Source organism: Saccharopolyspora rosea, from assembly GCF_025643595.1.
Lineage (GTDB): Bacteria > Actinomycetota > Actinomycetes > Mycobacteriales > Pseudonocardiaceae > Saccharopolyspora > Saccharopolyspora rosea.
Genome location: NZ_CP102826.1, coordinates 4,541,895 through 4,553,815, shown reverse-complemented (window position 1 = coordinate 4,553,815; position 11,921 = coordinate 4,541,895). Strand labels below are relative to the sequence as shown.

10 protein-coding genes are annotated in these 11,921 nt (G+C 73.0%); 9 read left to right on the top strand and 1 reads right to left on the bottom strand.

Going from position 1 to position 11,921, the window contains the following annotated elements:
* Positions 1-37: 37 nt before the first annotated feature.
* The 4 genes from NV263_RS21005 to NV263_RS20990 all read left to right on the top strand — a co-directional run bounded on the left by NV263_RS21005 (position 38) and on the right by NV263_RS20990 (position 4,891).
* Positions 38-691: a TetR/AcrR family transcriptional regulator gene (locus NV263_RS21005; RefSeq protein WP_317630354.1), complete on the top strand. Its 654-nt coding sequence runs from the start codon at positions 38-40 to the stop codon at positions 689-691.
* 507 nt (positions 692-1,198) lie between these two features.
* Positions 1,199-2,614, top strand: coding sequence for a sugar porter family MFS transporter (locus NV263_RS21000; protein ID WP_263248256.1), 1,416 nt, complete (start codon positions 1,199-1,201; stop codon positions 2,612-2,614).
* A 30-nt stretch (positions 2,615-2,644) separates the two neighbouring features.
* Positions 2,645-2,998, top strand: a complete 354-nt coding sequence (locus NV263_RS20995) for a universal stress protein (RefSeq protein WP_263248254.1) — start codon at positions 2,645-2,647, stop codon at positions 2,996-2,998.
* A 99-nt stretch (positions 2,999-3,097) separates the two neighbouring features.
* Positions 3,098-4,891 (top strand): glycoside hydrolase family 15 protein, encoded by a 1,794-nt coding sequence (locus tag NV263_RS20990; RefSeq protein ID WP_263248253.1) that lies wholly within the window; start codon positions 3,098-3,100, stop codon positions 4,889-4,891.
* Between the two features lie 147 nt (positions 4,892-5,038).
* On the opposite strand, the gene NV263_RS20985 is transcribed toward NV263_RS20990, so the two are convergent.
* Positions 5,039-5,914: an SAM-dependent methyltransferase gene (locus NV263_RS20985; protein WP_263248252.1), complete on the bottom strand. Its 876-nt coding sequence runs from the start codon at positions 5,912-5,914 to the stop codon at positions 5,039-5,041.
* Positions 5,915-6,023: 109 nt separating this feature from the next.
* On the opposite strand from NV263_RS20985, the gene NV263_RS20980 reads away from it, so the two are divergent.
* The 5 genes from NV263_RS20980 to NV263_RS20960 all read left to right on the top strand — a co-directional run bounded on the left by NV263_RS20980 (position 6,024) and on the right by NV263_RS20960 (position 11,804).
* Positions 6,024-6,197, top strand: coding sequence for a hypothetical protein (locus tag NV263_RS20980; protein WP_263248251.1), 174 nt, complete (start codon positions 6,024-6,026; stop codon positions 6,195-6,197).
* A 74-nt stretch (positions 6,198-6,271) separates the two neighbouring features.
* Complete coding sequence (locus NV263_RS20975; protein WP_263248250.1) at positions 6,272-8,242, top strand: anthranilate synthase family protein; 1,971 nt, start codon at positions 6,272-6,274, stop codon at positions 8,240-8,242.
* Positions 8,243-8,360: 118 nt separating this feature from the next.
* Positions 8,361-9,239, top strand: coding sequence for a hypothetical protein (locus NV263_RS20970; RefSeq protein ID WP_263248249.1), 879 nt, complete (start codon positions 8,361-8,363; stop codon positions 9,237-9,239).
* Positions 9,240-9,380: 141 nt separating this feature from the next.
* Positions 9,381-10,292 carry a DMT family transporter gene (locus NV263_RS20965; RefSeq protein WP_263248248.1) on the top strand — a complete coding sequence of 304 codons (912 nt, stop codon included), beginning with the start codon at positions 9,381-9,383 and terminating at the stop codon, positions 10,290-10,292.
* Between the two features lie 24 nt (positions 10,293-10,316).
* A complete protein-coding gene (locus NV263_RS20960) occupies positions 10,317-11,804 on the top strand; it encodes an ArnT family glycosyltransferase (protein WP_263248246.1) in 1,488 nt (495 codons plus the stop codon).
* The last annotated feature ends 117 nt before the right edge of the window (positions 11,805-11,921 follow it).

The window sequence follows — 11,921 nt, the reverse complement described above, 5'->3', positions numbered from 1 at the left end:
AGTTGTGTCGGGAAATCATGATCGTGGGGTGGATCACGTGTCAACACCGCGACGGGGGAAAGGCCCGGGGCGGCCGCGTCGGATCCCCGCCGACGAGCAGCGCGAGCGGGTGCTGCGGGCGGCCACCGGGGTCTTCGCCGCGTCCGGTCCCGCGGCGGCGGGCATCGAGGAGATCGCCCGCCGCGCGGGCGTTGGCCGCCAGTCGGTGTACGAGCTGTTCGGCGACCGCGCGGCGCTGTTCGCCGCGGCGGTGGCCCGCGCCGAGGAGCACGCCTTCCGGGCGCTGTCGCACGAGGTCCTCGAACCGCACGACGAGGAGTTGGGCGCCGTGGCCCGCCGCGCCTACGCGCGCCTGTTCGGCTACGTCGCCGACAACCCCGAGATCCACGACCTGCTGCACGTCGCGGAACGCTCCGGAGATCCGGCCCTGACCCGGTTGTGCCGACGTCTGGCCCCGGTCTACGCCGAGGCCAGCCGCCGCCGCTTCCGCGACGAGGGCGTCACCTCCGGTCGCGCCGACGACGCCCTCGTCGCCCTCTGCTTCGCCATGACCGAAGCGATGGTGCTGCTCTCCCGCGCCCCCGACGCCCCCGAACCCGAAGCCCTCATCGACCTGCTCACCGAGTTCACCGTCGGCGGCGTCACCCGCCTGCTGCGCCGAACCCCCGGCGTGATCGACCGCCTGCGGTGAGGTTTCCGGTTCCCCTTGCGGGAAGTCGTTGATGTCCGGGCTGCGGCGCCGGCTGCGCGCGGAACAGGCGGACCGGGGAGAGAGGCGTCCATTGAGGACGGAAGTGGGATCTCCTCGCGCCGGCGCCGATGAGCGCGCGGGCCGGTGCAACGGCGAGTCCCCGGGTGCGGGTCTTCGAATCGGGGTCTCATTTCCGCAGCTCAGACTGCACTTCAAGTATGTCTTGACATAAGGACTATGGCTGTCTAGTGTCTGCCATCACAGATTGCGGCGGCGTTTCGGCGAGATGTCCGGGGCGCTCCGCGGCGGACGACGCGCCGTGGCGGCGCGTCGTCGTCCTGAGCAGAAGGATTCCAGCGCATGTCGAAGGTGACCGACGCCGGAACGGCCGGGCGCGGTCAGGGCACGCCCCGGTCGCGGCGCGATCGCCGCTGACCTCGGCGGATCCCGTTCCCCGTTGGCACCCCAGACCGGCTCCCCGAGGGCCGAACGAGCGGAGGTAGGTCGATGAACCGCGCTCGAACATCCGTGCAGCACACCCCACTCCCGCCCGACCAGCCAGGTCCGCACTCCCGCCGACTGGGCGTGGTCGCCTTCGTGGCCACCTTCGGCGGCCTGCTGTTCGGCTACGACACGGGTGTCATCAACGGAGCGGTCGACCCGATGAAGGTCGACCTCGGGCTCAGCCCCGTCACCGAGGGCTTCGTGGTCAGCATCCTCATCTTCGGCGCCGCCTTCGGTGCGGTGCTCGGCGGGCGGCTGGCCGACCGCTACGGGCGGCGGCACAACCTGCTCGTGCTCTCCGCGGTCTTCCTGGTCGGCACGATCGGCAGCGCGGTGGCGCCCAGCTGGCAGGTGCTGGCCCTGTTCCGGTTCGTGCTCGGCGTGGCCGTCGGCGGCGCCTCCGCCACGGTGCCCGTCTACCTGGCGGAAGTGGCGCCCGTGGAACGCCGGGGCAGTTTCGTGACCCGCAACGAGATCATGATCGTGTCCGGCCAGTTCGCCGCGTTCGTGATCAACGCGGTCATCCTCAACGCGTGGGGCCAGCACCCCGTGGTGTGGCGGTACATGCTCGTCATCGCGGCGCTGCCCGCGATCGGGCTGTTCGTCGGCATGCTCGGCGTCCCGGAAAGCCCCCGCTGGCTGTCGGCGCGCGGACGCGACGAGGACGCGCTCGGGGCGTTGCGGCAGCTGCGCTCCGCGCAGCGCGCCGAAGCCGAACTCGCCGAGGTGCGCGAGCTGGCCGAGGAGGAGCGCAAGGCGCGGACCGGGGGCTGGTTCGACCTGGCGGTGCCGTGGATCCGGCGACTGGTCGTCATCGGCGCGGTGCTGGGCGTGTTCCAGCAGTTCACCGGCATCAACTCGATCATGTACTACGGCACGCAGCTGTTGCAGACGGCCGGTTTCTCCAGCAACGGCGCGATCATCGCCAACACCGCCAACGGCCTGTTCAGCCTGCTGGGCATCACCGTCGGCATCATGCTGATCAACAAGATCAACCGGCGCACCATGCTGCTCGGCGGTTTCGCGCTGGTGACCGCGTTCCACCTCCTCGTCGGCGCGTCGGCGATGTTCATGCCCGCCGTCCCGGCCAAGCCCTACATCATCCTCGTGTTCGTGGTGGCGTTCGTGTTCGCCATGCAGGGCACGCTCGGGCCGCTGACCTGGCTGCTGCTCTCGGAGATCTTCCCGCTGAAGATCCGCAGCTTCGCGATGGGCCTGTGCGTGTTCGTGCTCTGGATGGCCGACGCGGGCGTCACCTTCGGCTTCCCGCCGGTCGTCGCCGCTCTCGGCATCGCCCCCACCTTCTTCCTGTTCGCCGGGATCGGCGTGCTCGGCATCATCTTCGTCGCGACGATGGTCCCGGAAACCCGCGGCAAGACGCTGGAAGAAGTGGAAGCGGAACTGCGCGGCCGGCGCTGAAGAACAACCACCAGCAGGGAGGTCACCGCCATGTCGGTCGTGGTCGCAGTACCGGACAGCGCGGAGGGGCGCACGGCCCTGGAAGCCGCGGTCGCCGAGGCCGCGCGCCTGGACACCGATCTCGTCGTCGTCAACCTCGGCCTCAGCCCGCTCGACGCGGTCCCGGAGGGGGTGCCGGTCACCGTCGTCGACCGGGAGGGGCGTTCGGCCCGCGACCCGGCCGACGCGGTGCTCGACGAGATCGACCGGCGGCCGGTCGACCGGCTCGTCATCGGGATCCGGCGCCGATCGCCGGTCGGCAAGGCGTTGCTCGGCAGCGTCAGCCAACGCCTGCTCCTCGACTCCCCGGTCCCGGTGCTGGCGGTGAAACCGCCCGACCACTGATCCGGTCCACAGAGGACGGATCTGGTCGCGGACCGGAACGCGCGGACGGCCCGCCCGGTGCCACTGGCGTCGGACCGACGGGAGGCGCACGCTGGAACGATGGGCGAGGGATACCTGCCGATCGCCGACCACGGGCTGATCGGTGACCTGCGCACCGTGGCCCTGGTGGGCGGGGACGGCACCATCGACTGGTACTGCAGCCCGTCGTTCGACGCCCCGAGCGTCTTCGCGGCGATCCTCGACGCGGAGCGGGGCGGGTCGTTCGAGCTGTCCGCGGTCTCGGCGGAACGCACCAAGCAGTTCTACTTCCCGGACACCAACGTGCTCATCACCCGGTTCTTCACCGAGGAGGGCGTGGGCGAGGTCCAGGACTTCATGCCGGTCTGCGACGACTCCGGCGAGGTCGACCGGCACCGGCTGATCCGCCGGGTGGTCTGCACCCGCGGCACCGCCGGGTTCCAGGTGCGGATCGCACCCCGGTTCGACTACGGCGCCCAGCCGCACACCGCGCGGTTGGCGGAGGGCGTGGCGCTGTTCGAGTCGGCGACCCTGTCGCTGGCGCTGACCGCCACCGTCCCGCTCGACTGCGACGGTCGGGACGCGTGGACGGAGTTCAAGCTCACCGAAGGCGAGTCCGCGGTGTTCGCCCTCGACCGCGTCGGAGGCCAGATCGCGCCGCGCGGGTGCGCGCACGCCGAGGCGGAACGGGAGTTCGCCGGGACCGTGGCGTACTGGCGGCGGTGGCTGTCCGCCTCCCGCTACCGGGGCCGGTGGCGGGAGATGGTGCACCGCTCGGCGCTCACCCTCAAACTGCTCACCTACGCGCCGACCGGGGCGATCGTGGCCGCCCCGACGACCAGCCTGCCCGAGCGCGTCGGCGGCGAGCGCAACTGGGACTACCGGTACGTCTGGATCCGCGACGCCGCGTTCTGCGTCTACGCGCTGCTGCGCCTCGGTTTCACCCGCGAGGCCAAGGGGTTCATGGACTTCATCAAGGACCGGGTGCACCACCGCGACGACCCGCCCCTGCAGGTCCTGTACGGCATCGACGGGCGCACCCGGGTGCCCGAGCGCGAACTGCCGCACCTGGAGGGCTACCGGCGTTCCGCGCCGGTGCGGATCGGCAACGCCGCCGCCACCCAGCTCCAGCTCGACATCTACGGCGCGCTGATCGACTCGATCTACCTCTACGACAAGTGGTGCGAGCCGATCTCCAGCCACGACTGGGACGCGGTCTCCGAGCTGGCGGACTGGGTCTGCGCGCACTGGGACCAGCCCGACGAGGGCGTCTGGGAAACCCGCGGCGGGCGGCGGAAGTTCCTCTACTCGCGGCTGATGTGCTGGGTGGCGATCGAACGCGCGATGCGGATGGCCCAGCACCGCGGGCTGCCCGCCGACCTGGCGCGCTGGCGGCGCTCGCGGGACGAGATCTACCGGCGCATCATGGCGCGCGGCTGGTCACCGACCCGGCACGCGTTCGTCCAGCACGAGGAGACCGACGTGCTCGACGCCGCCGTCCTGATGATGCCGCTGACCAAGTTCATCGCCCCCACCGATCCGAAGTGGCTGTCCACACTGGACGCACTTGCCGCGGACCTGGTGTCCGACTCGCTGGTCTACCGGTACGACCCGCAGGTCAGCCCGGACGGCCTGCACGGGGAGGAGGGCACGTTCTCGATCTGCTCCTTCTGGTACGTCGAAGCGCTCACCAGGGCCGGGCGGCTCGACGACGCGCGGCTGGTGTTCGAGAAGATGCTCACCTACGCCAACCACCTCGGCCTCTACGCCGAGCAGATCAGCACCACCGGCGAGCAGCAGGGCAACTTCCCGCAGGCGTTCACCCACCTCGCGCTGATCAGCGCCGCGTTCAACCTCGACCGCGCGCTCGGGTGAACCGAGAGCTTGTCCCGTTGTGCGTGGCGGTGCCGGTGGCGTGGAAGTGGGCATACACCGGGAGGGGCTTCCGCAGTCGAGCCGGCTGCCGAGGTTCCGCCACCGGCACCGCCACTCAAAACGAGTTCGAAGACAGGCTCAGAGGCGTCACGGCTTGCGGGCCAGCCCGGCGACGATCTGCGACCGGGACGGGTCCGCGTCGCCGACGTCGTCGCGGACCGCGCCCGGGGCGTACCACTCCGGCGTCCACACGATGCCCGGCGGCTCGACCAGCGACCAGTCCCCGAAGAACTCGCGGATCTGGGGACGGGTGCGGGCCAGCGCCTTCGACGTCGTGCGGTCGTAGTCGCGCAGCACCGTGGACAGCCGCTCGCGCGCGTCGTCGGACATCTGGTCCGTGCTGGCGTGCGAGATCGCCAGGCACGAGCCCGACGGCAGCTGGTCGCGGTAGAACGCCACCGAGCGGTGCGGGTCCAGCTCGTCCGGCAGGAAGTGCAGCACCGCCACCAGCAGCAGCCCGACCGGCTGGGACGGGTCGATCAGACCGGTGCCGGTGATCACCTCCCACAGCCGCTCGTGCGCCAGCAGGTCGCCGTTCACCGGCGCGTTGCGCTCCAGCTCGCCGGACCGCTCCAGCAGCAGGTAGGCGTGCGCGCTGGCGACGGCGTCGTGGTCGACGTAGACCACGCGGCACTCGCCGGGCGCGCGTTCCTCGGCGATCTCGTGCACGTTGCCCTCGGTGGGCAGGCCGGAACCCATGTCCACGAACTGCCGGATGCCCAGGTCGATCATGTGCTGCACGACGCGGGTGAGGAACTTGCGGTTCTGCCGGGCCGCCCACGGGATGTCCGGCACCCGCTCGATCTGCTTGCGCGCGAACAGGCGGTCCACCGCGTAGTTCGAGCTCCCGCCCAGGTAGTAGTCGTAGACCCGGCCCTCGTGCGCCTGGTCCGTCGACTTCGCCAGCAGGCTGTTGGCTTCCTCCCGGGACATGGCCAACACCGGGCCATCGGCGACCGACATGCCGTCACTCCTTCACTGCTCGGCGGACGAGGGCACACCCGGCTCGGGTGCGAACCGTGAACAGTTTTTCCAGACCGGCTCCGGCGATCAACCCCCGGGGTCGTAGTCGGTGCGCAACGCGCTCGCCCGGGCCGGTCGGCTGCTCCGTTGGGGGTGCACCGCCGGGCGCGCGACTCCGGCGATCCCGCGCGCACCGCGTGCTAGGGTCGCCGACATGCAGATGCGCGGTGCGCTCGTCGCCTGGTGGTGGCCGTCGATGGCGGCTGCCCGCGTCTGCGTCTGAACGCACGTCCGTTGGCCGCCTCTCCGAGGCGGCCACGGCTCGGTGGGGCGGCGTGATCCGTTGGGGGAACCCGCATGGACACCGCCCAGCCCGCCGAGGTCCTCGCCCGCCTGGCCGTCGCCGACCCGCCCGCCTTCGCGCTGCTGCGCCGCTGGGACCCCGAGGCCGGTCGGCCCGGACCCGTCGAGGTGCTGATCGGCGACGTCCGCACCGTCGAGCGGCTCGCCGACATCCCGCTGGGGGCCGGCACCGGGCACCAGGCGCTCGCCGTGGTGCCGTTCCGGCAGATCCGCGAACGCGGCTTCGACTGCCACGACGACGCGACGCCGCTGCGCGTGCTCGTCGTCGGCGAAAGCCACCGGTTCGACGTCGAGGACGTCCTCGCCGCGCTGCCGGACGCGCCGGTGGTGCTGCGCGACGGGGCCTTCGACGTCGACGACGCGGCCTACGCGCGGATCGTCGACCGGGTGGTCGGTGACGAGATCGCCGCAGGCGAGGGCGCGAACTTCGTGATCCGGCGGGATTTCCGGGCCAGCGTGGCGAACTGGTCGCCGGTCACCGCGCTGACCCTGTTCCGCCGCCTGCTCGCCGCCGAGCGCGGCGCCTACTGGACCTTCGCGGTGCACACCGGGGAGCGGACGCTGGTGGGCGCCAGCCCGGAGGTGCACGTGCGGCTCGACGGCGGCGAGGTGGTGATGAACCCGATCAGCGGCACCTACCGCTACCCCGGGTCCGGACCGGACGTCGAGGGCCTGCTGCGGTTCCTGGACGACCCCAAGGAGGTCGACGAACTCGCGATGGTCCTCGACGAGGAGCTGAAGATGACGGCGGCGGTCTGCGCCGACGGGGGACGGGTGCGCGGCCCGTTCCTGCGCGAGATGGCGCACCTGGCGCACACCGAGTTCGAGATCCGCGGCCGCACCGCCATGGACCCGCGCGACGTGCTGCGCGAGACCATGTTCGCCGCGACCGTGACCGGCAGCCCGCTGGAGAACGCCTGCCGCGTGATCCGCCGGTTCGAGCCGTCCGGGCGCGGCTACTACGCGGGCGCGCTGGCGCTGTTCTCCCGCGACCGGACCGGCGACCGGCTGGACTCGCCGATCCTGATCCGGGCCGCCGACGTCGCACCGGACGGCCACGTGCGCGTGCCGGTCGGCGCGACGCTGGTCCGGGACTCCGACCCGGCCTCGGAGGTCGCCGAGACGTGGGCCAAGGTCGCGGGCGTGCTCGGCGCGCTGGGCGTCGACCGCGCGCGCCCGCACCGGCGCGGTGCGGCGCCGCTGGCGGCGGACCCGCGCGTCGGGCCCGCGCTCGACCGGCGGCGTGGTTCGCTCGCGCCGTTCTGGACGCGCCCGGCCGAGCCCGCCGCCGAGCGGCTGGGGTCGGCCCTGGTCATCGACACCGGTGACGCGTTCACGGCGATGCTGGCCCACCAGCTCCGCGCGGTCGGGCTGGACCCGGCGGTGCGCCGCTTCGACGACCCGGCGTTGCCCGCGCTGCTCGGCGCGCGGCCGGACGTCGTCGTCCTCGGTCCCGGCCCGGGCGATCCGGACGGCGGCGACGCCCGGATGCGCCGCCTGCGGGACCTGGCCGCTCGACTGGTCACCGGGCCGGACACCGCGCCGGTGCTGGGCATCTGCCTGGGCCACCAACTGCTCGCCCGCCACCTCGGCCTGCCCGCGCACCGGAAAGCGCGCCCGCACCAGGGACTCCAGCGCGAGGTCGACGTCTTCGGCCGCGACGCGGCGGTCGGGTTCTACAACTCCTTCGCCGTCCGCGCCGACGACGCGCACCGCAGGCGCCTGGCCGCGCGCGGCGTCGAACTGTGCGAGGACCCGGGTACCGGCGAGGTGGTCGCGCTGCGCGGTCCCGGCCTGGCGGGCGTGCAGTTCCACCCGGAATCCGTGCTCACCCTCGACGGTCCCGGCATCCTGCGCGACCTGCTGCGCAAACTCGTCGATGCGTCGCCCCGAGGTCTGTCCGCAGTGGACGTCCACAGTGGACCAGTGGCCGATCCGCGGTCGGGGTGGATGTCAGACAGGTAGCCGTGCCGCGCCGGCGGTGCCGTGAGCAGTTGTCCCGAATCCCATTGACTTGTTCGATCTCCCCGGGTACCTGTACCCGGGGACCGCGATCCGCTGCTGTCTGACATGGGAGGTCGAGATGAGGAGAACGCTCGTCGGCGCCGCCGCCGTCGTGTTCGCGCTGACCGGGCCGGTCGCCGTCGCGGCACCAGCCGACGACTGGCAGTTCGTCGGCCCGGGGATGACCTCCGGGATCAGCGGGATCGCCCTCGCCGACGGCACCGCGTCCGACGCGCGGGCGGTCGTCGTGCGGGACAACAAGAAGCCGGGCGAGAACCGCGCCGCCCTCGTCGACCTGCACGAGGGCGAGCTGACGGGCGTGCGCCCGCTGGCCTGGCACGGTGAGCTGCCCGTCGACCTGGAGGCGATCGGCGCCGTTCCGCAGGCCCCCGGCGAGTACGTCGCGCTGGCCAGCTCCGGGCGCGCGTTCCACATCCGCCTGGACCGCGACGCGGTGACCGTGCTCGGCGCGTTCCCGCTCCCGCAGGACCGGGCGTACCCGAACTACGAGGGGTTCGGCCTGGCCAGGATCGGCGGTGGACTGGTCGCGGTGTGGGCCGAGCGGGGCGACGGCGCCCGGCCGGGCACCCTGTACGCGGCGACCTTCGACGCGGCCACCGGGCGGTTCGGCCGGGTGCGCTCGGTGCCGTTCCGCGCCCCGTTCCCGACCGCGGACGTCCGGCACGTCTCGGACCTGCAGGTGCGGCCGGACGGCGCGGTCCTGGTCTCCTCCGCCTCGGACCCCGGGGACGACGGTCCGTTCCAATCGGCGCTCTACGTCGCGGGCCGCGTGGTCCGCGACGGCGACGAGGTGAGCGTGGCGGCCGACCACGAGCCCCGCGAACTCGCCCGGTTCGACGGCCACAAGGTCGAGGGGATCACCGGTCTCGGCGACGGGGTGCTGGTGGGCAGCGACGACGAGAACCTCGGCGGCTCGGTGCGCGTCGTCCGGCCCTGACGCGAACGGGCCTTCGAAGTGGAACGCGTTCGCGGTGCGAGAGCGAGCGGCTGACGCCGCTCGTGGAACAGAGCCGCAGGGCGGAGCCGTCCGGGCCGGTTTCGGCTAGCGCGTGCCGTGCTGTCGGGGACGATGATGGCGATGAGCACCGACGGCTCCGTCCTGGCCATCGCCGTCCCGGCCGCCGTGGTCGGCGCGGCCAGCTTCGGCATGGCCAGCGTGGTCCAGCAGCAGGCCACCAAGAAGGCGCCGCAGTTGGCCGCGACCAACCCGCGGCTGCTGGTCGCGCTGGTGCGCGATCCGGTGTGGATCGGCAGCGTCGTGACGGTGGTCGCCGGGCTGTCGTTGCAGATGGTCGGACTGGCGTTCGGACCGCTGATGCTCGTGCAACCGCTGCTGCTGAGCAGCCTGCTGTTCGCCGCGGTGTTCGCGGCGTGGTTCTCCGGGCGCAGGCCGGACCGGATCCTGCTGCTCGGAGTGGTGTGCTGCATCGCGGGCCTGTCGACGTTCCTGGCCGTCGCCCGGCCGACGGCGCCGCGGCGGGTGGACATAGGGATGGACGCGGTGCCGCTGGCCGCGCTGTTCGCCGCGATCGTCGCGGCGTGCGTCGTGGTGTCCTTCCGCGCCCGCGACGAGGTCAAGGTGCTGGCGCTGGCCCTGGCCACCGGCGTGCTGTACGGGGTCACGGCGGCGTTGCTGAAGACCGTGGCGGCGCAGCTGCGGTTCGGCGGGATCACCGCACCGTTCACGCACTGGACGCTGTACGCGGTGTGCGTGGTGGGCCCGTCGGGATTCCTGTTGAGCCAGCACGCCTTCCAGCGAGGCATGTTCCTGTCCCCGGCGCTGACCATCATCGCCGTGACGGACCCGCTGGTCAGCGTCGCGGCCGGGGCGAGCTGGTTCGGCGAGCGCCCGGCGAGCTCGCCGGGGGCGCTTGCCGGTGAGTCGCTCGGCGCGCTGGTGCTGGTCGCCGGGGTGGCGCTGCTGGCCAAGCGCGGCGCGCACCTGCGCAGGGAGAGCGACCGCGCGGGGCGGGCGGTCACCGGGGGTTGAGCGGGTTGGGGGGGAACCGCTGTGGTGGGTGTCGGGGGAGCGGGGACGGCGGTCCGGCGGGCCGCCGCGCCGCCGGAGGCGGCGGTCGGACGACCCGCCTGGGGGTGGCTGCTGCTGGTCGCGGCCGGGTTGTGCGCCGTGCTGCTGGTCCTGGCCGGCATCTGCGAACAGCACGGGGACGAGCTCTACTTCCTGGTGGCCGGACGTCACATCAGCTGGGGGTACGCCGACCAGCCGCCGCTGCTGCCGCTGCTGGCCCGGCTCGGCGACGAGCTGTTCGGCGGGGCGCGGCTGGGGCTGCGGCTGCCCGCGGTGCTGTTGACCTCCGGCGGTGCCGTGGTGACCGGGCTGATCGCGCGGGAACTCGGCGGTGGCCGCGGCGCGCAGGTCCGCGCCGCGCTGACCTACTCGGTCTCGCCGCACGTGGTCGCCACCGGCTGCCTGCTGGTGACCGTGACGGTGGACGTGTTCTGCTGGGCGGTGGCCGCGCTGCTGCTGGTGCGGTGGGTGCGGCTCCGCGACGACCGGCTGCTGCTCGCGCTGGGCGGCGTGGTCGCCTGCGCGTTGCAGGCGAAGTACCTCATCGCCGTGTTCTGCGTGGCGGTCCTGTGCGCCGCGCTGCTGTTCGGACCCGCGGCGCTGCTGCGGCGGCCGAAGCTGTGGCTCGGCGCCGGTGCGGCCGTCGCGGCCTGCGTCCCGAGCGCGCTGTGGCAGGCCCGGCACGGCTGGCCGCAGCTGGGGATGGCCGAGGTGGTGTCCGCGGAGTCGGCCCAGCTCGGCGGCGGCCGGATCGGATACCTGCCGTTGCTGCTGCTGACCGCCGGGGTGGTGGCCGGCGGCGTCGTCGCCTGCTGCGGGCTGTGGGCGCTGCTGCGCGATGGCGAACACCGGTTCCTCGGCGTCGCCGCGCTGGCCGTCACCGGGGTGTTCGTGCTGGCGGGGGGTCGGTACTACTACAGCGCGGGTCTGCTGCCGCTGTGCTGGGCGGCCGGGGCGGTGTGGCTGTCCCGGCCCCGGCCGCGCGGACTGCGGTGGGCCGTCGGGCCGGCGTCCTACGGGTTCTCCGCGACCCTGGTGGCGGCCCTGGTGCTCGCCGTGTGGTCGTCCTGGTCGACCCCGGCGGACCTGCTGTCCAACGCGGGCACCGGGTGGCGTCCGGTGGTGGCCGAGACCGCGGCCGCCTACCGGGCGCTCCCGCCGGGCACCCGTGCGGAGACCTCGGTGGTCACCGAGCACTACTGGCAGGCCAGCGCCCTCGACCGGCTCGGCGCGGGCGCGTTGCCCGAGGCGCACAGCCCGCACCGCGGCGCCTGGTACTTCGGACCGCCGCCGGACGGCGATCCCGCCGTGCTGTTCGTCGGCTCCGACCCCGGACCGCTGCGCCGGTACTTCAGCGACGTGCGGCTGGTCGCGTCGCCGAACCCGTCCCACGGCAAGGAAGCGCCGATCTGGTGGTGCGGCGGCCGGACCGCGCCGTGGTCGCTGATCTGGCCGCGGCTGCGCCACCTGTGACCGGCGGTCCCACGGCCGGGCGAGGCGCGCGCACGTCACCCCGTGGTGGCCGTTTGGCGCGCGCCGGGGGCTGGGCAACCTCGGTGAAACCGGCCGATGGGGAGGCGAAGCCGGAGG

Excerpts from the sequence above, each read along its gene's own strand:
- NV263_RS21000 (WP_263248256.1), top strand. The coding sequence starts at position 1,199 with ATGAACCGCGCTCGAACATCCGTGCAGCACACCCCACTCCCGCCCGAC.
- NV263_RS20995 (WP_263248254.1), top strand. The coding sequence starts at position 2,645 with ATGTCGGTCGTGGTCGCAGTACCGGACAGCGCGGAGGGGCGCACGGCC.
- NV263_RS20990 (WP_263248253.1), top strand. The coding sequence starts at position 3,098 with ATGGGCGAGGGATACCTGCCGATCGCCGACCACGGGCTGATCGGTGAC.
- NV263_RS20985 (WP_263248252.1), bottom strand. The coding sequence starts at position 5,914 with ATGTCGGTCGCCGATGGCCCGGTGTTGGCCATGTCCCGGGAGGAAGCC.
- NV263_RS20975 (WP_263248250.1), top strand. The coding sequence starts at position 6,272 with ATGGACACCGCCCAGCCCGCCGAGGTCCTCGCCCGCCTGGCCGTCGCC.
- NV263_RS20970 (WP_263248249.1), top strand. The coding sequence starts at position 8,361 with ATGAGGAGAACGCTCGTCGGCGCCGCCGCCGTCGTGTTCGCGCTGACC.
- NV263_RS20965 (WP_263248248.1), top strand. The coding sequence starts at position 9,381 with ATGAGCACCGACGGCTCCGTCCTGGCCATCGCCGTCCCGGCCGCCGTG.